Origin of the sequence: Sporofaciens sp. SGI.106 (assembly GCF_050314255.1) — a bacterium.
GTDB lineage: Bacteria > Bacillota > Clostridia > Lachnospirales > Lachnospiraceae > Claveliimonas.
On record NZ_JBNPMZ010000006.1, the window covers coordinates 80987 to 105029 of the forward strand.

24 protein-coding genes are annotated in these 24043 nt (G+C 44.4%); 18 read left to right on the plus strand and 6 right to left on the minus strand.

The window, feature by feature from the left end; translation table 11 throughout:
* Positions 1-90 precede the first annotated feature (90 nt).
* Positions 91-783 (plus strand): iron-sulfur cluster assembly scaffold protein, encoded by a 693-nt coding sequence (locus tag ACQRCC_RS06500; RefSeq protein WP_235396029.1) that lies wholly within the window; start codon positions 91-93, stop codon positions 781-783.
* Positions 784-858: 75 nt separating this feature from the next.
* Complete coding sequence (locus tag ACQRCC_RS06505) at positions 859-1869, plus strand: GGGtGRT protein (RefSeq protein ID WP_235396031.1); 1011 nt, start codon at positions 859-861, stop codon at positions 1867-1869.
* A gap of 138 nt (positions 1870-2007) precedes the next feature.
* On the opposite strand, the gene ACQRCC_RS06510 is transcribed toward ACQRCC_RS06505, so the two are convergent.
* Complete coding sequence (locus tag ACQRCC_RS06510) at positions 2008-2664, minus strand: tyrosine-type recombinase/integrase (RefSeq protein ID WP_427850005.1); 657 nt, start codon at positions 2662-2664, stop codon at positions 2008-2010.
* Between the two features lie 45 nt (positions 2665-2709).
* Here ACQRCC_RS06510 and ACQRCC_RS06515 point away from each other — a divergent pair, with 45 nt between their 5' ends.
* The 3 genes from ACQRCC_RS06515 to ACQRCC_RS06525 all read left to right on the plus strand — a co-directional run bounded on the left by ACQRCC_RS06515 (position 2710) and on the right by ACQRCC_RS06525 (position 5403).
* Positions 2710-2889: a holin gene (locus ACQRCC_RS06515; protein ID WP_427850006.1), complete on the plus strand. Its 180-nt coding sequence runs from the start codon at positions 2710-2712 to the stop codon at positions 2887-2889.
* A 59-nt stretch (positions 2890-2948) separates the two neighbouring features.
* Positions 2949-3932 (plus strand): N-acetylmuramoyl-L-alanine amidase, encoded by a 984-nt coding sequence (locus tag ACQRCC_RS06520; RefSeq protein WP_427850007.1) that lies wholly within the window; start codon positions 2949-2951, stop codon positions 3930-3932.
* Positions 3933-4329: 397 nt separating this feature from the next.
* The gene (locus ACQRCC_RS06525; protein ID WP_427850008.1) at positions 4330-5403 is read left to right on the plus strand and encodes a GGDEF domain-containing protein; all 1074 of its coding nucleotides are present in this window, start codon (positions 4330-4332) and stop codon (positions 5401-5403) included.
* Between the two features lie 51 nt (positions 5404-5454).
* Here ACQRCC_RS06525 and ACQRCC_RS06530 read toward each other — a convergent pair whose 3' ends face one another.
* From ACQRCC_RS06530 to ACQRCC_RS06540, 3 genes are all read right to left on the minus strand, one after another.
* The gene (locus tag ACQRCC_RS06530) at positions 5455-6651 is read right to left on the minus strand and encodes an ATP-grasp domain-containing protein (RefSeq protein ID WP_427850009.1); all 1197 of its coding nucleotides are present in this window, start codon (positions 6649-6651) and stop codon (positions 5455-5457) included.
* A 46-nt stretch (positions 6652-6697) separates the two neighbouring features.
* A complete protein-coding gene (locus ACQRCC_RS06535) occupies positions 6698-7450 on the minus strand; it encodes an esterase family protein (RefSeq protein WP_427850010.1) in 753 nt (250 codons plus the stop codon).
* Between the two features lie 227 nt (positions 7451-7677).
* Complete coding sequence (locus tag ACQRCC_RS06540) at positions 7678-8442, minus strand: alpha/beta hydrolase (protein WP_427850011.1); 765 nt, start codon at positions 8440-8442, stop codon at positions 7678-7680.
* A 185-nt stretch (positions 8443-8627) separates the two neighbouring features.
* Here ACQRCC_RS06540 and ACQRCC_RS06545 point away from each other — a divergent pair, with 185 nt between their 5' ends.
* On the plus strand, positions 8628-8960 hold the full coding sequence (locus ACQRCC_RS06545) for a cupin domain-containing protein (RefSeq protein ID WP_427850012.1): 333 nt from the start codon (positions 8628-8630) through the stop codon (positions 8958-8960).
* Positions 8961-9115: 155 nt separating this feature from the next.
* The gene (locus ACQRCC_RS06550) at positions 9116-10036 is read left to right on the plus strand and encodes a tyrosine-type recombinase/integrase (protein ID WP_427850013.1); all 921 of its coding nucleotides are present in this window, start codon (positions 9116-9118) and stop codon (positions 10034-10036) included.
* Here the strand turns inward: ACQRCC_RS06550 and ACQRCC_RS06555 are convergent.
* Positions 10033-10653: an HAD family hydrolase gene (locus tag ACQRCC_RS06555; RefSeq protein WP_427850014.1), complete on the minus strand. Its 621-nt coding sequence runs from the start codon at positions 10651-10653 to the stop codon at positions 10033-10035. The two genes, ACQRCC_RS06550 and ACQRCC_RS06555, sit on opposite strands and share 4 nt — an antisense overlap.
* 178 nt (positions 10654-10831) lie before the next feature.
* Here ACQRCC_RS06555 and ACQRCC_RS06560 point away from each other — a divergent pair, with 178 nt between their 5' ends.
* The 3 genes from ACQRCC_RS06560 (at position 10832) to ilvC (ending at position 14352) form a co-directional block, all read left to right on the plus strand.
* Positions 10832-12658 carry an ABC-F family ATP-binding cassette domain-containing protein gene (locus tag ACQRCC_RS06560; RefSeq protein ID WP_427850015.1) on the plus strand — a complete coding sequence of 609 codons (1827 nt, stop codon included), beginning with the start codon at positions 10832-10834 and terminating at the stop codon, positions 12656-12658.
* Positions 12659-12775: 117 nt separating this feature from the next.
* On the plus strand, positions 12776-13273 hold the full coding sequence (gene ilvN / locus ACQRCC_RS06565; protein ID WP_427850016.1) for an acetolactate synthase small subunit: 498 nt from the start codon (positions 12776-12778) through the stop codon (positions 13271-13273).
* Positions 13274-13332: 59 nt separating this feature from the next.
* Positions 13333-14352, plus strand: coding sequence for a ketol-acid reductoisomerase (ilvC, locus tag ACQRCC_RS06570; RefSeq protein WP_427850072.1), 1020 nt, complete (start codon positions 13333-13335; stop codon positions 14350-14352).
* Positions 14353-14509: 157 nt separating this feature from the next.
* Here the strand turns inward: ilvC and rpsT are convergent, their stop codons facing one another.
* Positions 14510-14773, minus strand: a complete 264-nt coding sequence (gene rpsT, locus ACQRCC_RS06575) for a 30S ribosomal protein S20 (RefSeq protein WP_427850017.1) — start codon at positions 14771-14773, stop codon at positions 14510-14512.
* 183 nt (positions 14774-14956) lie between these two features.
* On the opposite strand from rpsT, the gene gpr reads away from it, so the two are divergent.
* The 8 genes from gpr to ACQRCC_RS06615 all read left to right on the plus strand — a co-directional run bounded on the left by gpr (position 14957) and on the right by ACQRCC_RS06615 (position 24036).
* Positions 14957-15925 carry a GPR endopeptidase gene (gpr, locus tag ACQRCC_RS06580; protein WP_427850018.1) on the plus strand — a complete coding sequence of 323 codons (969 nt, stop codon included), beginning with the start codon at positions 14957-14959 and terminating at the stop codon, positions 15923-15925.
* Between the two features lie 84 nt (positions 15926-16009).
* Positions 16010-17191: a stage II sporulation protein P gene (locus tag ACQRCC_RS06585; protein ID WP_427850019.1), complete on the plus strand. Its 1182-nt coding sequence runs from the start codon at positions 16010-16012 to the stop codon at positions 17189-17191.
* Positions 17192-17284: 93 nt separating this feature from the next.
* Positions 17285-19207, plus strand: a complete 1923-nt coding sequence (locus tag ACQRCC_RS06590) for a DNA gyrase/topoisomerase IV subunit B (RefSeq protein ID WP_427850020.1) — start codon at positions 17285-17287, stop codon at positions 19205-19207.
* A 92-nt stretch (positions 19208-19299) separates the two neighbouring features.
* Complete coding sequence (locus ACQRCC_RS06595; protein WP_427850021.1) at positions 19300-21540, plus strand: DNA gyrase/topoisomerase IV subunit A; 2241 nt, start codon at positions 19300-19302, stop codon at positions 21538-21540.
* A gap of 234 nt (positions 21541-21774) precedes the next feature.
* Positions 21775-22242: a ribosome maturation factor RimP gene (gene rimP, locus ACQRCC_RS06600; protein WP_427850022.1), complete on the plus strand. Its 468-nt coding sequence runs from the start codon at positions 21775-21777 to the stop codon at positions 22240-22242.
* A gap of 17 nt (positions 22243-22259) precedes the next feature.
* Positions 22260-23441, plus strand: a complete 1182-nt coding sequence (nusA, locus tag ACQRCC_RS06605) for a transcription termination factor NusA (RefSeq protein ID WP_427850023.1) — start codon at positions 22260-22262, stop codon at positions 23439-23441.
* A 60-nt stretch (positions 23442-23501) separates the two neighbouring features.
* Positions 23502-23729: an RNase P modulator RnpM gene (gene rnpM / locus ACQRCC_RS06610; RefSeq protein ID WP_427850024.1), complete on the plus strand. Its 228-nt coding sequence runs from the start codon at positions 23502-23504 to the stop codon at positions 23727-23729.
* Positions 23716-24036 carry a L7Ae/L30e/S12e/Gadd45 family ribosomal protein gene (locus ACQRCC_RS06615; RefSeq protein WP_427850025.1) on the plus strand — a complete coding sequence of 107 codons (321 nt, stop codon included), beginning with the start codon at positions 23716-23718 and terminating at the stop codon, positions 24034-24036. The genes rnpM and ACQRCC_RS06615 overlap by 14 nt, the downstream gene beginning before the upstream one ends.
* The last annotated feature ends 7 nt before the right edge of the window (positions 24037-24043 follow it).

Consider the following 24043-nt stretch of genomic DNA (forward strand, 5'->3'; position numbering starts at 1 on the left):
AATTGTGAGAAAATAAGAACAGGTATGGTGTTAAAGTAATAACAAAGCCTTACAGAAATAAAATCATGCATAGTTGAAAGGAGTTTTAAAATGATTTATTCACACGAAGTAGAAATGATGTGTCCGGTAGCTCAGGGTGCAAATCACGGACCGGCTCCGATTCCGGAAGAAGCAAAATGGGTAAAGGCAAAAGAAGTGAAGGACATTTCCGGTCTGACACATGGTATTGGCTGGTGTGCTCCACAGCAGGGAACCTGTAAGCTTACACTGAATGTTAAGGACGGAATTATCCAGGAAGCACTGGTAGAGACAATTGGATGTTCAGGAATGACTCATTCCGCTGCTATGGCTTCTGAAATCCTTCCGGGAAAAACTATATTAGAAGCATTGAATACAGACCTTGTATGCGATGCGATCAATACAGCAATGAGAGAATTATTCCTTCAGATCGTATACGGAAGAACACAGAGTGCATTCTCAGAAGACGGTCTTCCGATCGGTGCAGGTCTTGAGGACCTTGGAAAGGGACTTCGTTCTCAGGTAGGTACAATGTACGGAACACTTGCAAAAGGACCTCGTTATCTTGAGATGGCAGAAGGATATGTAACAGGTATCGCTCTTGACGAACAGAATGAGATCATCGGATATCAGTTTGTAAGTCTTGGAAAATTCACTGACTTTATCAAAGCAGGTGATACACCGAACGATGCATGGGAGAAAGCAAAAGGACAGTATGGACGTGTTGCAGATGCAGCAAAGATTATTGATCCACGTAAGGAGTAGCCGTAATTAGCGGAATACGCACGTATTTGCAAAATGTTACATAGTATATAGAGCTCAAACGAGGAGGACAAGTAAATGGCTTTATTTGAATCATATGAAAGAAGAATTGATAAAATCAATGAAGTATTGGGAAGCTATGGAATCGCTTCCATTGAAGAGGCAGAGAAGATTACAAAGGATGCCGGACTTGATGTTTACAATCAGGTTAAGGGAATCCAGCCAATCTGCTTTGAAAATGCATGCTGGGCATACACAGTAGGTGCAGCAATCGCAATCAAAAAAGGATGTAAGACAGCAGCAGATGCAGCAGCAGCAATCGGAGAAGGACTTCAGGCTTTCTGTATCCCGGGATCTGTAGCTGATCAGCGTAAAGTAGGTCTTGGACATGGTAACCTTGGAAAGATGCTTCTTGAGGAAGATACAGACTGTTTCGCATTCCTGGCTGGACACGAGTCATTCGCAGCAGCAGAGGGTGCTATCGGTATCGCAGAGAAAGCAAACAAGGTTCGTAAGAAACCACTGCGTGTTATCCTGAACGGACTTGGAAAAGACGCAGCAAAGATTATTTCCAGAATTAACGGATTCACATACGTTCAGACAGAGTATGACTATTATACAGGAGAACTGAAAGAGGTTCAGAGAATCGCTTACTCCGATGGTCTTCGTTCCAAGGTTAACTGCTACGGAGCAAATGACGTACGTGAAGGTGTTGCTATCATGCACAAAGAAGGTGTAGACGTATCCATCACAGGTAACTCTACAAACCCGACACGTTTCCAGCACCCGGTTGCAGGTACATACAAGAAAGAATGTATCGAGCAGGGTAAGAAATACTTCTCCGTTGCATCCGGCGGTGGTACAGGACGTACACTTCACCCGGACAACATGGCAGCAGGACCGGCTTCCTATGGTATGACAGATACTCTTGGACGTATGCACTCTGATGCACAGTTCGCAGGATCTTCATCCGTACCGGCCCATGTAGAAATGATGGGACTTATCGGAGCAGGTAACAACCCGATGGTTGGTATGACCGTTGCAGTTGCAGTTTCTATCGAGGAAGCTGCAAAAGCAGGAAGATTCTAAGAAACGTTGATTTTAAGCCATTCTTAGAAGTAGTAAGAAGTATCAAAAATCATTAAAATGTGCAAGATATGCATATTATATGTACATTAAATGCACACATAGAAATGCACACTAAAGGAGAGGGTAAACCTCTCCTTTTTACTGCAATTTTTCAAGATCTTTTCTAAGCCATTCTACGTCACGAACGGTGTATGTTGATTCCGTGATATCTTTTACCGAATGCCCCACCATTTCTTTTAGAGCATATTCATCCACACCAGCTTTCTTACATCGAGTCACAAATGATTTTCTTGGGTCATGCGGTCTATGTTCCGGATTTAATTTAAGTTCCGCAATTGCTTTTTCAAATCTTTTGGCATATTTATCATAGGTCAGTTTCCATGAACCGGCATGAGTTTGTCCCTTATCATTCAGCAAATATTCACTTCCCAGAGATTGAGCAATTTCATAGTTTTTCTTCAACAGGTCCCTTACTTTAGAATGTATTGGCACAATCCTCTGTTTTCCTGCATCCGTTTTCATTCCGGCCTGCATATACCATTCGTCGAGATTGACCTCATCCAGTCGAAGAGTAGCAAGCTCCTGAGGCCTCCATCCCATATAACATTGCATGAGAATCCAATCCACGTATCTTACCTTATCTACGTTTTCCCAAAGAATGTTCATCTCATCTTCGGTAAATGGAATGTGTGATCGTGTTGATGCTTCTTTCTCTTTAATAATATCATCGGAAATTTCAAATGTTCTGGCATAGTTCTTATCTACAATTTCGTATTCTAAAGCATAATCCATCATTAAATTAAAGAGAGATTTAGAGTATCAGTAGACACTAAGAAATGGATGAAAGCCGCGGGAATCCGTGCGCTGAAGACGGTAGCTCAGACTGCGGTGGCAGTGATCGGAACCGGAGCGGTTGTATCCGCGGTTGACTGGAAGATGGTCGTATCTGCGTCGATTGTTGCTGGAGTAGTAAGCATCTTAACCAGTGTTGCCGGAATCCCAGAGGTCGAGGGCGAGTAACATCGTCCTCGTGAACTCATAGAATATAGTGTGCGACGTCGCACAGGAAGGAGTAAGATATGGCACGATTATTTTTAATTGCCGGCCATGGAGCCGGCGACTCTGGAGCAGTTGGAAATGGTTACACAGAAGCAGAGAGAGTCCGTACCCTGGCATACAGAATCAAAAAGCTCGGAGGAGATTATGTCACACTGGCAGATACCTCGAAGAACTGGTACAAGACCGCAGGAATAAACACGCTGACGATCCCGAAGGACTGGCAGATTCTGGAATTGCACATGGACTCCGGAGCATCATCCGCACATGGTGGTCATGTGATTATTAAGCAGGGATATACTGCAGACAAATATGACAATGCACTGGCAAAAATGTTAAAGGAAATTCTTCCGGGAAGATCTAACATGATTGTGGGTCGCGGCGATCTGGCCAACGTAAACAGAGCTGCAGCGAAGGGGTACGGATACCGGTTGGTGGAATTTGGATTTATTTCAAACGCAAACGATGTTAAGATTTTTAACTCCCGGTTAGACGAGATTGCCAAGGGAGTTTTGAAATCATTTGGAATTTCTGTGGCAGAAGATGAACCACCTCTTCCAAAACAGATCCCAGGAAACCCGGTAAACGACATGTTACTATATTACCGCGCACACTGCCAAGGCGTGGGCTGGCTGGATCCAGTACGCGACGGTCAGGTAGCTGGCACCGTGGGATTCTCAAAACGCTTAGAAGCTATCATGATTGATCTCAGAAAAGTCAGAGAGAAATACCCGGATGCCAAGTTATCCGCCAAAGCACATATCCAGGGCATTGGCTGGGTATCCTATGATAATGTTGAGCATGATACCGTGATCGGCACCGTTGGCCAGGGCAAGCGCCTGGAAGCCATCGAGCTGGAGCTTACCGGAGTACCTGGAAAAAATATCTACGCGCAGACTCATCTGGCAAAGTTCGGATGGACGGGATATATTGCTGGTGGATATACATCCGGTACGGTTGGTATCAAGACTGCGGTTGAGGCTATGCGATTAAAGGTGGCTCAATGATTGAGGGTTGGAAACGGCCCTCTTTTATATAATGTAATGTGCGACGTCGCACGGATGGAAAGATAGTATAAGCCAGGCTTCTGATAAAGACCAGGCGGTAATTGAAAGATAAATATGCTATTGCAAGTTACTTCATATTAACATATAATTACATTGTAAAAAATAAAGAGATTAGTGCTTTTAAGTTGTTCTTAGAATTAATGTATTTGCATACTATTTGTAGATATTCGCATAAAAGCCGATATTTATATGGGTTTCTTGTTTCTATCGAAGAAGCTGCAAAAGCAGGAAGATTCTAAGTGAGTTTTGAATATAAAGAGATAATGTAAAGATAAGCGAGGCACTTTTCAGTACTTTGGAGAGTGCCTTTTTTACGCATAATGAGGACGAAAGTATTATGGAGTTTTTTCAGAGTATCATAAGGTTTTTTAATTATGCAGGGGCTACACAGGAGGAATATGAGAGCATCTTTCCGGAAATCTGTGAGCATAACCGAAAAAGATTGCTGGTATTTTCCGGGGTTACCATTTTCTTTTTGATTGCTATGGTTGTTATCACATATTTGAATCCGGGTCTTGGATTCGGGTATTATATCTATTTGATTCCATTGATAATCATTCTGGCAATATTTTTGACAGTGCGTTTTCTTACCCCAAACAGACCTTTACTGCTAAGGATTATAATTTATGTGTTTATATCATTATTATTTTTAATGGCAATCTATATTGGTGCTATTGCAAATAAAACACAGACTGCGGGAACTTTTCTGGCATTTCTGCTGGCGATTCCGATGCTGTTCATATTGAGGCCATGGAAGAATGCATGCGTGATTATTTTTTTTGATGCTCTTTTTATCCTTACGGTGATGCAGGTGAAAAGCCCGGATGTCATACCTATTGATGTGATAAATGCGTTAGTGTTCGGAGGTATCGGTATTATTGTCTCCACTTTTATGCAGATGATCACAGTTGAAAATTTTGTGATTAAGGATAAAATGACTTTTCTGGCAGAAAGGGATCAGCTTACGAAACTCCGCAACCGAACCAGCTATGAGCATCGTCTTCCTGCTTACCCCGAATGTTGTAAAAAATCTCTTGCCTGTATTTATGCTGATGCGAACGGTCTGCATGAATTGAATGAAACAGGAGGACATCTGGCGGGAGACAGGATGCTGCAATTTATAGCAGAATCGTTTAAAAATTTGTTTGGAGAAGCGCATACATACCGCATCGGCGGAGATGAATTTGTTGCATTTGCAGTGGATGTGGATGAGGCAGTTTTGAAGGAAAAACTGACTGGTTTTACAACAAAAGTGGAAGATGCGCATTATTATGTTTCAGTAGGGTACGATATCCAGCGAGTGGGAGAAATTCAGATGACAGAGCTGATTAAGGCTGCTGAAGAGGAAATGTACCGTGAAAAGAATCGTTTTTATCAAAGAACAGGGAATAACAGGCGCAGATGCAGATAGAAGTTAAAAAGAGGACGTTTCATTTTGGGAACGTCCCCTTTTTGTTATGAATTATTTATTGCATTTCAGCATGTCTTTATAGAATGCGTCCATTTCTTCTTTTGTTTTAAATGTAGCTACATACATCTGATTGCCCATGGCACCGGCCAGGACATCCGGAATACGTTCTACCATCTTCATCTGATTTCCGTATTTTTCCAGAATTTCTTCATGACTTAAAACGAAATCTTTTCCGTCACGTCGTCCGGCATATGCGCAGTAAGCATGCTCACCATCCGGGAGGGTGGATCTGTCAAATGCAATCATGTCTGCCCAGATTTTGTAAACATTGGTGCTGTTGGCGTAATTCATCATATCCGGGGAGAATCCGCCGCATGGACGCATATTTACTTCCAGTGCGACTACGTCACCTTTTTTGCCCATGCCTTCCTGATCCTGAGTCAGACGGAAGAACTCGAAGTGAACGAAGCGGCTCTTTACTCCAAAACTCTTAACTGCAGCACGTCCGGCTTTTCTGGTATCCTCCGGCAGATTTTTCACGATATAGTAGATAGAGTTGTCTTCGTTATTTACAATATCCATGATAGACATTGGTGTTACATTACCGGTCTCAAACATTGGTTCACCGTTGGAATCAATAACAGCGTCATAGGAGTTTACCTCAGCGTGGATGAATTCTTCCATAATGTAGGTAATACCTGGAATCTTGTTAGCAAAGAATGCGTCAAGATCTGCCTCGGAAGAAATTCTGTGTGTATCGGATGCACCAACGCCATTGTCCGGTTTTGTGATAACCGGATATCCTACTTCGTTAATAAAATTCAGGCATCCTTCTTTATTTTCAACAAGGTAATAGCGTGCTGTTGGAATTCCGACTTTCTGGTAGTATTCTTTCATTTTAGACTTATACTTCATGCGCGGCATATCTTCGGTATGGAAACCACTGTTAATGTTGAAGTCTGTTCTTAATGCTGCGTCCCGTTCCAGCCAGTATTCATTGTTGGATTCCAGCCAGTCGATACGACCGTATTTGTAGGTGAAAAATGCAACAGCACGGTAAACTTCGTCATAATTTTCCAGACTGCTTACTTTGAAATACTCATTCAGGCTGTTTTTTAAATCATAGCTCAGCTCATCATAGGGCTGGTCACCGATACCAAGCACATTCATGCCATTATTCTTAAGTTCGCGGCAGAACTGCCAGTAGTTGGTAGGAAAATTGGGGGAAATAAAAATAAAATTCTTCATAATGCTCTCATCCTTTTGTATATATAAGTTGTTTAAGAGTTACCTGTTATCCCAGAAGATATGGAACGAAGTAGGTGACCTGTTTGTACCACCAGTCCCAGTCATGTGCGCAGTCATATCCCCAGAAATCCACCCATGTATGAATGTCTTTGCTTTCCAGGATTGATTTCATCTGCCAGGTGGAATCCGGGATTTCCCATGGACCCTGTCCAACGCAGATCACGGATTTTTGCTGATTGTACATATCGATATACGGGTGATCCGGTGCAATATTAGCCAGATAATGTACCGGAGAATTTGCATATACCAGGTCGTCCATATACTGGTCAAAACCATATTCAGTGGTGTAGATTCCACTCAGTGCCAGCAGGCGGTCGAAGAGATCCGGACGACGATAGTACAGGTTGGCAGCGTGTGTCGCACCAAGACTGCATCCGAATACCAGAATTCTCGGATATCCATCCCATCCATTGCGCTCATTTGCCATATTGCGCATAAATGGAACCATTTCGTCAGTAATATATTGAATCCACTGTTCATAACGGCAGATACGCCATCTGGGATCTCCAGATTTATTGGACCAGGTCTCGGAATCGATGGTATCAATGGAGAAGACCATAACCTCTCCGGAATCGATCCACGGGGACCAGACCTCAGTCATATGAAAATTCTCAAAGTCAAAGAAACGTCCGTCCTGACATGGGATAAAAAGTACCGGGCGTCCCGCATGTCCGTATACCTTGCATTCCATATCCCTGTTGAGGGAAGGACTGTAAAATTTGTGATATTGTACTTCCATTAAGTTCCTCCTTTGTGTGTTGCATATTAAGATGTTGGGGTCAAAAGCCCTAGGCTATGATACCTACGGATTGTTCCGTGCTTTGCACTCCCACAATCCTGCCCAACATTCGCATATCGCGGGATTATCATCCCACTTTTATGCTCATATCGGGGCGGGTCCCAAGGACTTTCACCCACTTATGAGCAAGCTCATGTGGGTTTAGCCCTTTTGACCCTGGTATCATATTAAGGTTCATAGAGTAATGTGTTTATAAAGAACGGAATCTGTCGTTCCCAGCTTGCCTCGCAGTGTTCCCCGCCGGGTATGATGCGGCTCTCAAGAAGGACGCGCTTCCTGAGCAGGAGTGAAGAAATTTTCGCAAAATAGCTTCGCATTTTGTTATGGTTGCGAAGTTCTTTTGAACCATAATCCATGTAAATGACGGTATTTGGTTTCAGCTTTGCATTGGCAATCATGTCCGAAAGCTTTGAGACTGATACCCACAGGGACGGCGATAAAGCTGCAGCTTTTGAAAAATACTTATTATATTCTATCACGGCGTAAAGGCTCATAAGCCCTCCCATGGAGCTGCCTGCAATAAATGTGTGGTTCCGATCCGGCAGGGTACGGAAATTCTGGTCGATGAATGGCTTGAACGTATGTACCATCCATTCCATGGTCAGTCTGCCGCGTCCCACAACCTTGCCAAAACGGCTGTCACGGAAGGAGAAAGGAGAGTATTCACTCAGCCTTCCGTTGTCCGGGCTGTGATTGCACTCTACTGCAGCAATAATAAGCTGTGTCTCCGTATAGTCCATGTATTCTTTCATGCCCCAGCATTTTCCATATGTGGCATCTTCATCGAAGAAAACATTGTGACCGTCAAACATATAAAGTACCGGATAGCGTTTGTCCGGTTCTGATTCGTAAGATTCCGGAAGATAAACATAGGCGCGCCGTTCTTCATCACCTGTCAGTTCCGGAATCGTAATATTCCATTTTTCTATCATGATGTCCTCCAATCTGTAACAAAGATAAGCGAATCTATTCCCTAAATATACCACCATACGACAAAAATGGCAAGATTTTCTATTGAGAGAGAAAAATGGTTATAGTACAATATAAAGATAGAAGGATTGTGGGAGTGCAAAGCACGAAACAATCCGTATCAGAGTGTAAGAAAGGACAAGGCAATATGAACGGAAAATTGAAAAACATTGAAAAATCAACAAAGCTGGAGATGAAAGAGCTGGTGCAGTATGCGGATGGGCAGATTGTCAGTAAGACACTGGTGCAGAACAGGGCAGTAAGTCTGACGCTTTTTGCATTTGAGAAAGGAGAGGAGATCAGTACCCATGAATCCGGTGGAGACGCGCTGGTAACTGTCCTGGAGGGAGTGGGACGGTTCACCATCGATGGGGAGCCATTTATTCTGAAAGAGGGAGAGAGCATTGTGATGCCTGCAAAAACTCCTCATGCAGTCTACGGAGAAGAGAGATTCAAGATGCTGCTGAATGTTGTGTTCTAAATCATATATGATCTCGAAAGGGTCTGAATATCGAAAGGTGTTCAGCTCTTTTTTTATTGCTTTGCAGTATAATTAATGTTATAGTATGAAATATACTTATAACATTAAGAGATGATTCCGCTTCGCGGAGAGCAGACAGGGAAGGGGCAGGCAAAATGAACAGCGTATATGCTTCGGAGAAATTGTGCAAGAGGATCTGGCCGGATTTTACGGCACATTTTAAGAGTGATACTACCTCCGGATCCTACCGTGCGGACACGGATGAACTGATGGATTATATAAAAAAGGATTTTCTGGAAATCTGTGAGGGAGATGTGAAAGATTATTTTGAATGGCTGACCGGACAGATGAAATCAGGACGGATTCGTCCGGTAACTGCAGCGAAAAAACTGAGAGAGCTTCATTCGCTGGCCGCATATGTCTGTGAAAATAGAGAACAATATCAGATTCCGGCAGCATTTCAGGATTATTTTTATCCCTATCTGAAGCAAACGGTGAATCAGGAGCGCTATGTGAATTCCATACCGGCTGAACATATGGACCGTCTTTTACAGGCAGCGCAGGAGGATCTGATGGCTTATTGTATTCTGACACTCCTGTACAGAACCGGGCTTACATCTACAGAGATTATCAGACTTCGTCCGGAGGATTTCGCGGCCTATGACAATGGTGTCTATGTTAAGACAGAGAGAAGAAAGGAGGCTTGCTTTATCCCGGAGGATGTTTTTATTGTAGTGGAAAAGTATCTGGCGGAGCGCACAGACAATCCATGGATGTTCTATAATCGCAGGGGAAATCAGCTGAATCTGATGTATATCAGCCGGATGATGAAGAAATATACTCTTAAGGCGGGACTTCCGTCTTACAGCGCAGAATATATCCGCAATACCTGCGGAGTGACGATGTTTGCCTATGGAGCTGCACCTGAGCAGGTGGCAAGACAGATGGGCATTACCCGTATGCAGATTCACCGCTATAGGAACCTGTCTTACAGGGAGAATCTGGCACGGGAAGCGAATCATCTGGTAAAGCTTAAAGTTGAGCCTCCGGATGGTTTTGGAAGGATACGTGATTAAAATGTCATGTCTGTAAGCTGGCAGATGCTCTGAATCCGTCTGTCAGCTTCCGGAACATCACCGAATCCATATTCTGCAAAAATAAATGGAATGCCGGCTTCTTTACATGCATTGCAGTCACCCTGGGTATCACCCACGTAAACAGCTTCCTGAAGCTGGTTGCGCTCCATGAGCATGCGGATGGTCTGTCCTTTGGAGGCCATAGTCTCGCCATAGCAGAGATGATCTTTCACACAGGAATCCAGTCCGGTGGATTTTAAAAATACTTCAATATAACCACATTGGCAGTTACTTACGATGAACAGAGGATATTTTTTGGAAAGTGTATGGAAGGTTTCAATCACACCTTCGTATACATTACCGGGCTTGTCTTCCAGAAGCCGGTTCTCGTATTCATAGCACAGGGTGCCTAGTCTCATCTGTTCTTCGGAAGAAAGGGAAGGGAAGAGAGCCTCGAATATCTCCTCCATGGTTTTTCCGAAAAGACTTTTCAGCCCCTCACCGGTAAGATTGAGGTGCAGGTCTGAGTTTTCTTCGATTGCAAGGTTCCAGGATTCGGCTACAACGTCTGTGGAATCCCAGAGAGTTCCGTCTACGTCAAATATAATTCCAGTCATAATGAATCTCCTTATTTTACAGCATAATGGGGTCAAAACTTTTGTTTCCAACATCATAGCATAGGAAAATGTCCTGTACAAGCGCAAATATCTGGCCTCTTTGCATTGACGGACGTACTTTAATAGGGTAAAATATCCATTGCAATTTGCAGGATGAATGAGATAAAGGATGGTACCTATGAATTTACTTACCATGGAGCATATAACCAAATCCTATACAGACAGAATCCTTCTGGAGGATGTGGGATTTAGTATTAATGAAAATGAGAAAATCGGAGTGGTCGGAATCAACGGAATGGGAAAGTCAACGCTGCTTAAGGTGGCGGCAGGAATTGAACCCTGCGATTCCGGTAAAATCAGCAAGGGGAATCAGGTAAAAATATGTTATCTTCCTCAGACTCCGGTGTTTAGAGAGGGATGTTCCGTACTCCAGGCAGCGGTGGAAGGCAATATGGATGACCTGAACCGCTGGACGATTGAGGCGGACGCCAGATCGATGCTGAACCAGCTTGGATTTTCGGACTATGATGAGAAGGTAGAGCATATGTCCGGGGGTCAGAAGAAGAGGATTGCTCTTGTGAATGCGCTGCTGACTTCTGCGGATATACTGGTTCTGGACGAGCCTACCAACCATCTGGACAATGCCATGTCGGAATGGCTGGAGGAGTATCTGATCCAGTTCCGGGGCGCCATATTGATGGTAACCCATGACCGTTATTTTCTGGACCGCGTGGCAACCAGGATCGTTGAGGTGGATAAGGGAAGTCTATACAGCTATCCGGGGAATTACTCAGAGTTCATCCGGCTGAAGGAGGAACGTCAGAATATCGCTCTTGCTACGGAACGGAAACGGAAGAGTCTCCTGAGAACGGAGCTTGAATGGCTGAGCCGGGGAGCAAGAGCCAGAAGTACGAAGCAGAAGGCCCATATCGACCGAATCAAAGCCATGCAGGAAATGAAGGATATTCAGGAAGAAAAGAGAGTGGCACTGGATTCTGTGGCATCCCGAATGGGGAATAAGACGATAGAGTTATCCGGCATTTCAAAATCTTATGGGGACAGAAAGCTGATAGAGAATTTTGAATATATTTTTCTGAAAAATGACAGGATCGGCATTATCGGACCAAACGGCTGCGGGAAGACTACACTTCTTAAGATTATAAACGAAATTGTCAGGCCGGATACCGGAACGGTGGAAAAGGGACAGACCATTCGAATCGGTTACTTTTCCCAGGAAAATGAATATATGGATGATTCGCTGAGGGTCATCGATTACGTGAAGGAGGAGGGAGAATATATTACGACCTCCGATGGAAAGATTACCGCCTCCCAGATGCTGGAGAGATTTCTATTTGACGGTGCTATGCAATGGTCAGTGATCGGAAAATTATCAGGTGGTGAGAAACGCCGTCTGTATCTGATGCGAATTCTGATGGGAGCGCCGAATGTATTGGTTCTGGATGAGCCTACCAATGATCTGGATATTCAGACACTGACGATTCTGGAGGATTATCTGGATCATTTTGACGGAATTATTATTGTGGTATCCCATGACCGTTATTTTCTGGATCGGACAGTGAATCGTATTTTCGCCTTTGAGGGCGGCGGGAAAATTCGTCAGTACGAGGGTGGTTATTCAGATTATCTGATCCGCCGGGAACTGGAGGGGCTTGCCGACGAGCCACTGAAAGCAGAAAAATCAGGAGGCGGAAAGGACAGCTGCAAAGATTCTGCTCCCGTGGATTCGAAAAAGACCTGGAAGCAGCGGGAGAATAAGGTGAAATTCACTTTTAAAGAGCAGAGAGAATTCGAGACGATCGACGATGATATTGCAAAGCTTGAGGATAAGATAGAATCCCTGGATCGTCAGATCGAGGCAAATGCCACGAATTCTGTAAAGCTCAGGGAGCTCATGGAAGAAAAGGATAAAACAGAGCAGCTTCTGGAAGAAAAGATGGACAGATGGGTCTATCTGAATGATATCTATGAGCAGATGCAAAAATGATTTAGTATATATAAAAAAAGATAGGCCATTTTACTTGACAAAACGAAGAGATATTGTTATGATTTAAAAACAGAACGCACTCTGTTTTTGAAAAATACAGGAAATGAGAGGTGCAATATGCAGAGAGTATTTTCATTGCTGGTTGATAATAATCCGGGTGTATTGAGCAGGATCGCAGGATTATTCAGCCGCCGCGGATACAATGTAGACAGTATTACAGCAGGGTCAACTGCAGACCCGAGATTTACCAGAATTACGATCGTGGCAAGCGGAGACGAATTGATTCTGTCTCAGATTGAGAAGCAGGTTCGTAAGCTGGAGGATGTTATTGAGATTAAGGTATTGAAACCAGATGAGTCTGTATACAGAGAATTGATCATGGTAAAGATACGCGTGGATGCCGCTCACCGTTCAGAAGTTATATCACTGGCAGATATTTTCCGTGCCAAGGTGGTAGATGTGGAGAAGGAATGTTTGATGGTCGAGCTTACCGGAAACCAGTCCAAGCTGGAGGCATTTTTGAATCTGCTGGACGGATACGAGATACTGGAGCTTGCAAGAACCGGAATTACAGGACTTGCACGTGGCATTAAGGATGTCACATTTATCGATTAAGTTAGCTAAAGGAAAAAACCTTTAACAATACATATTTTTTTAAATGCAGGAGGAATGCTATCATGGCAAAGATTTATTATCAGGAAGATTGTAACTTATCCTTACTGGAAGGACAGAAGATCGCCATCATCGGTTACGGAAGTCAGGGACATGCACATGCATTGAACTTAAAGGAATCCGGATGTGACGTTATCATCGGTCTTTACGAGGGAAGCAAATCATGGAAGAGAGCTGAAGAGCAGGGATTCCAGGTATTTACAGCAGCAGAGGCTGCAAAACAGGCTGACATCATCATGATTCTGATCAACGATGAATTACAGGCTGATATGTACAAGAAAGACATCGAGCCAAACCTTGAAGAAGGCAATATGCTGATGTTCGCACACGGCTTCAACATTCACTTTGGATGTATCACACCTCCGAAGAACGTAGATGTAACAATGATCGCACCAAAGGGACCAGGACATACAGTAAGAAGCGAGTATGAAGTTGGTAAGGGAGTTCCTTGTCTGGTAGCTGTAGAGCAGGATGCTACAGGTAAGGCACTTGACAAAGCACTTGCATACGCACTGGGAATCGGCGGAGCAAGAGCCGGTGTTCTTGAGACAACATTCAGAACAGAGACAGAGACAGACCTCTTCGGTGAGCAGGCAGTACTTTGCGGTGGTGTATGCGCATTGATGCAGGCAGGATTTGAGACACTGGTTGAGGCTGGATATGATCCGAGAAACGCATACTTTGAGTGTATCCACGAGATGAAATTAATCGTAGATCTGATCTACCAGTCAGGATTCGCAGGAATGAGATACTCCATCTCCAACACTGCTGAATATGGCGATTACATCACAGGACCGAAGATCATCACAGAGGATACAAAGAAAGCAATGAAACAGATCCTTGCTGATATCCAGGATGGTACATTCGCAAAAGAATTCCTGTTAGATATGTCACCGGCAGGACGTCAGGTACACTTCAAAGCTATGAGAAAATTAGCAGCAGAGCATCCGGCAGAGGTAGTAGGAGAAGAAGTAAGAAAACTCTACAGCTGGAGCGACGAGGACAAATTAATCAACAATTAATCGAAAGGCAACGAGCCGATCAAAATAAAAGGAGATGCACTCATCATGCATGAAGGAGTGCATCTCCTTTTTATTTTAGTTGGCGGCGCCAACGGTCAAACAAAAAAGACAACCACATGACGGTATGGTTGTCTTTTTATCTTCATTATTTTATGAATTAAGCAATTCCGTTGACAGCTTTTGCTAAACGGGAAATCTTTCTGGCACATGTGTTTTTGTGATAAACACCCTTGCTTCCTGCTTTGTTGATCTCAACAGTTGCAGCCTTCAGTGCAGCTTTTGCAGCTTCAACATCCTTCTCAGCAACAGCAGCTTCAACTTTCTTTACGTAAGTTTTCACTTTAGATTTGATTGCCTTATTTCTAGCAGCTTTTGTTTCGTTTACTAAAATTCTTTTCTTAGCAGATTTGATATTAGCCAATTCGTCCACCTCCAATATCTTCGTATTTCGATTCTTATCGATGATTTTCCTTCGTTAGAGCCGGACACGGACGTTCTAACGAAACATACTCATTAATAATATGCCAAGGATTCCCTAATGTCAATACATATTTCTTAAAAATATTGTAAAAAATAGAAAAAAAGAAAAGGTGAGGATGCGGATATGATAGAAAAATACAGTATTCGAACAGACCTTGCTCTTGAGCAGAAAGAAAGGTTTGAGGCGGATAATGTGGAGATTCCGGGTGTCATTCTGGAGGAGGAATACGATGAAGAGAAGGAGCTGCGGATTACGACCGTGAAGATTGAGACGGAGAAGGGTGCTAAGACTATGGGAAAGCCTGTGGGAACCTATATTACCATGGAGGCGCCGGGCATGGCAGTTCCTGATGAGGAATACCACAGTGAGATTTCGGAGGAGATTAAGCGGTTTCTGGGAATGCTGATTCAGGAGGATAGGGATGAGTATTCGGTTCTGGTTGTGGGGCTTGGAAACCGGCAGGTCACACCGGATGCTCTTGGACCTTATGTGGTGGATAATCTGAATATCAACCGGCACATTGTGAAAGAGTATGGAAAGTATGCTATGGGAGAGGAACAGATTCACCTGGTCAGTGCCATCGTACCGGGAGTGATGGGTCAGACTGGCATGGAAACGCTGGAAATTGTGAAAGGAATTGTGCAGGAGACACATCCTGACTGTATCATTGCGGTGGATGCTTTGGCAGCCAGAAGTTCCAGGAGACTGAACCGGACGATACAGATTGCAGATACGGGAATTAATCCCGGCTCCGGGGTGGGCAACCACAGAAATGCAATTACCAGTGAGACGGTGGGGGTGCCGGTCATTGCCATCGGCGTGCCCACGGTGGTTGACGCTGCAACGATTGTCAATGACGCTATGGAGAATCTGATTGCTGCTCTGGAATCTTCGGAGACTCTGCGGGGAGTCGGAGTTGTCATGCAGGGCTACAATGCAGCAGAAAAATACGAGCTGGTAAAAGAACTGATCTCTCCGCATCTCAATGGAATGTTTGTGACACCGAAGGATATTGACGAGACGGTAAAACGTCTGAGCTACACCATTTCCGAGGCGATAAATCAGTTATTTGCGGGGGAGAAAGAGACATAAATTTATATACATTTTCATATAGTAGTAAAGTGACAATGGGACTTTGATTCTATAACAGAGAAGTGAAAGCGGAGGAAGACTCAAGTGAAGCGGCGACAATATCGAATCAATACGATTGCAACAGGGATAGTCCTAGCAATGCTGCTGGGATATGGAATCTATACCTTTCGTGCGCCTATTATCCATACAGCAGGAAGATACCTGTCTGAGTCGGTGATCCGTCAGTCGGAGCTTCTGTATCTGCCCGGCATGCTCTATCAGGAAGAGGGACGACATTCTCTTGAAAACTGGGTGGCAGGGGAGGCTGTGAAAATCACTTCTTTTGGTGCATTTGCAGAGAAATATACGGTATCGGAGACGGATGTGGAAGATGCCGCTACATATGAAATGATTTTGAGACAGCAGGCAAATGATGAGAATGCGGTGGATGAAAATGGAAAACTGATAAACGGTGAGGATAATTCTCAGCAGACGATTCATTCCGGCGTTGTGCCCATTGATACTTCTGTTGAGAAAATGAGAGATTTCACCTATCTTCTCAGTAATTTTTATACAGTGGACAGTACAACTATGATTCGGGAAGATGAACTTCGTGGAGAAGAGCTGCTTGCAAAAAATATGAAAATAAATATGGAAACCGGCGGGCCCAAAATACTGATCTATCATACCCATTCCCAGGAGATGTTTGCAGATTCTGTACCCGGCGATCCGTCCACATCCATAGTGGGGGTGGGAGATTATCTGACTACTCTATTAAATGATACCTACCACATTCCCACCATTCATCATACCGGGGTTTATGATCTGATTGACGGAAAACTGGATCGGAGCAAGGCGTATGATATGGCAAAACCCGATATTCAAAGGATTCTGGAGGAAAACCCCAGTATAGAGGTGGTCATTGACCTGCATCGGGACGGAGTGGGGGAGAATACCCATCTGGTTACTGAAGTAAATGGAAAACAAACGGCGCAGATTATGTTTTTTAACGGGCTCAGCAAGACCAGAGCCAATGGGGAAATTGATTATCTGGCCAATCCATACATACAGGAGAATCTGGCATTTTCCCTGCAGATGCAGGTGGCGGCATATGAGAAGTATCCGGGATTTGCAAGGAGGATCTATCTGAGAGGCTATCGCTACAACATGCATTTCATGCCAAAATCTCTTCTGGTGGAGGCGGGAGCACAGACAAACACGGTGGAGGAGATGAAAAATGCCATGGAAATACTGGCGGAGCTTCTGAATGGTGTGCTGATCGGATAGAAAATTATTTGATTAATGCATTTTTTCATGCTAATATGAAAAAATACGGGGACAGCAGGGATCCCCTTTTGAGAAAGAAAGGATTAGGGTAGCATGGCGAAAAAAAATACTTATGATGCGGATAGTATTGCGGTTCTGGAAGGGCTGGAGGCGGTTCGGAAAAGACCGGGAATGTATATCGGAAGTGTGTCCACCAAAGGATTGAATCATTTGATTTATGAGATCGTCGATAATGCTGTGGATGAGCATCTGGCAGGCTTCTGTACAGAGATACGTGTGACATTGGAGAAAGACGGTTCTGCCACCGTGTCTGACAACGGACGTGGCGTTCCGGTTGGCATGCATACAAAGGGCGTGTCTGCGGCCCGGCTCGTATATACGACGCTTCATGCGGGAGGAAAATTCGATGATTCCGCCTATAAGACCAGCGGTGGTCTGCATGGAGTGGGTTCCTCTGTAGTCAATGCCCTGTCCGTTCATATGGATGTGGAGATTAGCCGGGAAGGCTATGTACATCATGACCGCTACGAGAGAGGTGTTCCGGTCATTGAGCTGGAAGACGGCCTGCTGCCGAAGATCGGAAAGACAAGAAAGACCGGAACAAAGGTAAATTTCCTGCCGGATGATACCATATTTGAAAAGACCAGATTTCGAGGGGAAGAAGTCAAGAGCCGTATGCATGAGACCGCATATCTGAACCCGGAGCTGACCATCATTTATGAAGACCGGAGAGGACCGGAGACAGAGCATATCGTATTCCATGAACCGGATGGAATCCTGGGCTTTATAAAAGAACTGAATTCCAAAAAGGAAACGGTCCATGAGCCGGTATATTTTAAGGGAGAAGCCGAGGGCATCGAAGTGGAAGCGGCTTTCCAATATGTAAACGAGTTCCATGAGAATGTCCTTGGTTTTTGCAATAATATTTATAATGCAGAGGGAGGAACCCATCTTACCGGATTCAAGACTACATTTACAACCGTAATGAATCAGTATGCCAGAGAGCTTGGAATTCTGAAAGAAAAGGATTCCAATTTCACCGGGGCAGATATCCGAAATGGAATGACAGCCATTGTGTCTATCAAGCATCCGGATCCGAGATTTGAAGGCCAGACAAAAACGAAGCTGGACAACCCGGATGCGGCCAAGGCTACCGGAAAAGTCACCAACGACGAGATCGTGAGATTTTTCGACCGGAATCTGGATACTCTTAAGAAGGTGCTTTCCTGTGCAGAAAAAGCGGCCAAGATCCGGAAGACAGAGGAGAGGGCCAAGACCAACCTTTTGACAAAGCAGAAATATTCCTTCGACAGCAATGGAAAACTGGCCAACTGCGAGAGCAGGGATGCCTCCAAATGTGAAATATTTATCGTAGAGGGAGACTCCGCAGGCGGCTCTGCCAAGACGGCGCGAGACCGTATGTATCAGGCGATTCTGCCGATCCGCGGTAAAATTCTAAACGTAGAAAAAGCGAGTATTGATAAGGTCCTTGCGAATGCGGAGATCAAGACCATGATTAACGCCTTCGGCTGTGGATTTTCCGAAGGCTACGGAAATGATTTTGATATCTCAAAGCTTCGCTATAATAAGATTATCATTATGGCAGATGCGGACGTGGATGGAGCACACATTTCCACATTACTTTTAACATTATTTTACCGGTTCATGCCGGAATTGATATACGAAGGACATGTATATATTGCCATGCCGCCTCTTTACAAGGCAATGCCGAAAAAAGGGGAAGAAGAGTATCTTTATGATGATAAGGCACTGGAACGCTACCGGAAGACCCATGAAGGACCGTTCACTCTGCAAAGATACAAGGGACTCGGTGAAATGGATGCTCAGCAGCTCTGGGATACCACGTTAAATCCCGAGACCAGGATCCTCAAGCAGGTGGAGATCGAAGATGCGAGAATGGCATCCAGTGTAACCGAGATGCTGATGGGGACGGAAGTGCCTCCGCGCAGGGCATTTATCTATGAAAATGCCACGGAGGCAGAGCTCGATATTTAATTGGGTACACCACAAATGACGGATGGGTACACCACATTTGTTAATTCAGGACGTAGCATTTTGCAAAATGCTACGTCCTCAGGAGGAAAGTTATGCAGGAACAACAGATTATCCGTACCGAATATTCGGACGTGATGAAGAAATCATACATCGATTATGCCATGAGCGTTATCGTATCACGTGCTCTGCCGGATGTGCGTGACGGCCTCAAACCGGTACAGCGGCGGACGCTCTACGACATGCATGAGCTTGGAATCCGGTACGACAAGCCATACCGGAAATGCGCGCGTATCGTAGGAGATACCATGGGTAAATATCACCCCCACGGTGACAGTTCTATTTATGAAGCGCTGGTGGTTATGGCGCAGGAATTTAAAAAGGGAATGATCCTGGTGGACGGCCACGGTAATTTTGGCTCTATCGAGGGAGACGGGGCTGCAGCCATGCGTTATACGGAGGCACGGCTTGCCAAATTCACTCAGCAGGCATTTCTGGCTGATCTGGATAAGGATATTGTGGACTTTGTGCCGAACTTTGATGAGACGGAAAAGGAGCCGGAGGTGCTTCCGGTGCGGGTGCCCAATCTTCTGGTAAATGGCGCGGAGGGAATCGCAGTAGGTATGGCGACCAGCATTCCCACTCATAATCTGGGCGAGGTTATCGATGCCGTGAAGGCATATATGAAAAATGATGAGATTAGCACCAGACAGCTTATGAAGTATATTAAGGGACCGGATTTTCCTACGGGAGGAATCGTAGTAAATAAGGATGAGCTCCTGAATATATATGAAACGGGAACTGGCAAGATTAAAATCCGAGGCAAAGTGGAAGTAGAAGAGATGAAGGGCGGTAAGAAGCGTCTGGTCATCACGGAAATCCCATATACCATGATCGGTGCGGGAATCGGAAAGTTCTTAAATGATGTTTGCGCCCTTGTGGAATCGAAGAAAACTTCTGACATTGTAGATATTTCCAACCAGTCTTCCAAGGAGGGAATCCGAATTGTCATCGAGCTTAAGAAAGGTGCAGATGTTGAAAATCTGACCAATATGCTCTATAAGAAGACCCGCCTTGAGGATACCTTTGGTGTCAATATGCTGGCAGTGGCGGATGGAAGACCGGAGACCATGGGGCTTAAGAAGATTATCGAGCATCATGTGGATTTCCAGTTTGAGCTTGCTACAAGAAAATATAAGAATCTCCTGGCAAAGGAACTGGATCGGAGAGAGATCCAGGAGGGATTGATCAAGGCGTGTGATGTGATTGACCTGATTATTGAGATTCTGCGCGGAAGCAAGAATATCAAAGATGCCAAAGCATGTCTTACCCAGGGAATTACGGAAAACATTACATTTAAGACCAAAATCTCAAAGAAAATGGCGGCTATGCTCCGGTTTACCGAGCGTCAGGCGACAGCAATTCTGGAGATGCGTCTTTACAAACTTATCGGACTGGAGATTGAAGCACTTCAGAAAGAGCATGAAGAGACGCTGAAAAATATTTCCAGATATGAGGATATTCTGAATAACTATGACTCGATGTCAGAAGTGATCATAGGGGAACTGGATGCGTATAAGAAAGAATTCGGACGCAAACGCCGTACCGTGGTTGAAAATGCAGAGGAAGCGGTATTTGAGGAAAATAAAGTGGAAGAACAGGAAGTTGTGTTCCTGATGGATCGCTTCGGATATGCCAAGACGGTGGATGTTCCTACCTATGAGAGAAATCGTGAGGCGGCCGACCATGAAAATAAATACGTGGTTTCCTGCAGAAATACCGGAAAACTCTGTATTTTTACAAACACCGGCAAGATGCATCAGGTGAAAGTGCTGGATCTTCCATTTGGAAAATTCCGTGATAAGGGGCTTCCGATTGATAATGTGAGTAATTATGACAGTACGCAGGAAGAGATTGTATATATCTGCGATGCGGAACAGACCAGATTTGCCCGGCTTTTGTTTGCTACCAGACAGGGTATGATAAAGAAAGTGGAGGGAACGGAGTTCCAGGTGGCAAAACGAACCATTGCAGCCACCAAGCTTCAGGATGATGACGAAGTGATCAGTGTTCAGGTGGTGACAGAGAACCAGAATGTGGTGCTGCGGACCAAAGAAGGTTATTTCCTGCGTTTTGAAGCAACTGAGGTGCCGGAGAAGAAGAAAGGGGCTATCGGAGTCCGTGGTATTCGTCTCAAGAGAAATGACGAACTGGAGCAGGTTTATGTATTTGAAGAGGGAACGGAGAGCAGGATCATGTACGGAGAGAGAGAAGTTACCCTTAACCGGCTGAAGGCGGCGAAGCGGGACGGAACCGGGACGAAGCTGAGGGGATAAAAGGGATTGTCTGTAATCCTGATTTTCGTGAAAATGCCGAAAATTTTTGAAAGATTTTCAGTAACCCCTTGCATTCAGTAAAAACAAGTGTTATACTACGCTATAGTTGCATAAGGAAATCGGCAGAAGAGTGGACGGAAGTTCACTCTTCTTTGTTGCTGGAAGAGAGTTTAGTATTCTGGCAGGCCGGTGCTGCGGACGCAGCCGGCAATTTGATAAGGAGGAATTGTAGGATTGTCAAAAAAAGAGATTTACGAACAGAAAACAGAAGAGATTCTTCTTCCCATTGTAGAGAAAAACGGATTTGAGCTGTGGGATGTGGAATATGTAAAAGAAGGCGGTAACTGGTACCTTCGGGCATACATTGATAAGCCGGGCGGCATCAATGTAGAAGACTGTGAGGTGGTCAGCAGGGAGCTGTCGGATATCCTGGACGAGAAGGATTACATTGATGAAGCATACATTCTGGAAGTGAGCTCTCCGGGACTTGGACGTCCGCTTAAAAAAGAAAAAGATTTTGCAAGAAGTATTGGAAAAGAGGTAGAGATCCGAACCTACCGCATGGTTGACAAACAGAAAGAATTTACCGGAATTTTGGTGGAATATGATAAAAACAGCGTGACCATCGAGATGGAGGATGAATCAAAAAGAACATTTGAAAAAAGCGAGATTGCGCTTATCCGCTTGGCGTTCGATTTTTAATGTAGGAGGAAAGAAAAATGAACACAGAATTATTAGAAGCGTTGAATATCCTGGAAAAAGAGAAGGACATCAGTAAGGAAACTCTTTTGGATGCTATTGAAAATTCACTGATTAATGCATGCAAAAACCATTTCGGAAAAGCAGATAATATCAGGGTAATAATGGATCGTCAGACCTGTGATTATCAGCTGATCCAGGAAAAAACGGTTGTTGATATTGTAGAAGATAAGGTTGAGGAAATCAGCCTCGAGGATGCAAAACAGATCGACAGCAAGTTTGAGATCGGTGATGTGGTTCAGATTCCGGTTGAGTCCAAATCATTTGGACGTATCGCAACTCAGAATGCGAAGAACCTGATCCTTCAGAAAATTCGTGAGGAAGAGCGCAAGGTAGTATATGATCAGTATTTTGAGAAAGAGAAGGATATCGTGACCGGTATCGTACAGCGTTATGTTGGCAAAAATGTAAGTATTAACCTTGGTAAGGCAGATGCCATGCTGACTGAGAATGAGCAGGTTAAGGGAGAGGTATTCAAACCGACAGAGCGTATTAAATTATATATTGTAGAAGTGAAGAATACGACCAAAGGACCGAAGATTCTGGTATCCCGTACCCATCCGGAGCTGGTAAAACGCCTGTTTGAGGCAGAGGTTACAGAGGTTAAGGACGGAATCGTAGAGATTAAGAGCATTGCCAGAGAGGCGGGAAGCAGAACAAAAATCGCAGTGTGGTCCAATGATCCGGACGTTGATCCGGTAGGAGCGTGTGTTGGTATGAATGGTGCCCGTGTCAATGCGATTGTCAGCGAGCTCAGAGGTGAGAAGATTGATATCATTAACTGGAGTGATAATCCGGCAATCCTCATTGAAAATGCACTGAGTCCGGCAAAGGTTATTTCCGTAATGGCAGATCCGGATGAGAAGACAGCAAGTGTTATCGTACCGGATTACCAGCTGTCTCTGGCTATCGGTAAGGAAGGTCAGAATGCAAGACTTGCCGCAAGACTGACCGGATATAAGATTGATATTAAGAGTGAAACACAGGCAATTGAGTCCGGAGAACTGCCGGAGAACTACATGGAGCTTGGTGAAGGCGTATATGAGGAAGAAATGTACGAGGATGATTATGAAGGCGCATATGATGATGCCGGTGAGACTGAAGAAATCGAGTTCCAGGAAACTGATGATTTTGAGGAATAAGGTGATTGTGTGGGCAGTAACAGGAAAATACCTGTACGAAAATGTGTAGGTTGTCAGGAAATGAAGAGTAAAAAGGAAATGATTCGTGTGATTAAAACTGCGGAGGATGAATTTTTACTGGATGCGACAGGCAGGAAGAACGGAAGGGGTGCATATGTGTGCCCGTCAAGAGAATGTCTGGAGAAGGCTGTCAGAAATAAAGGACTGGAGCGTTCTTTTAAGCAGGCGATTCCAAAAGAAGTATACGAAGCACTTGAAAAGGAGATGGAAGCACTTGAGTCAGAATAAGGTTTTATCTTTAATCAGTCTTGCTACTAAAGCAGGAAAAACAGCAAGTGGTGAATTCTGTACAGAGAAAGAGGTAAAGACAGGGCGGGCCGCACTGGTAATCGTAGCAGCAGATGCATCCGATAATACAAAGAAAAAGTTTCAAAACATGTGTGATTTTTACGAAGTACCAATCTGTTTTTATAAAGATAAAGATACCTTGGGTCATGCAATGGGAAAAGAATTCCGGGCGTCTCTCGCCGTTTTGGATGAGGGATTTGCAAAAGGGATCATGAAGCAGTTGAAAACACAGGATGGAATTGCATAGAGGAGGT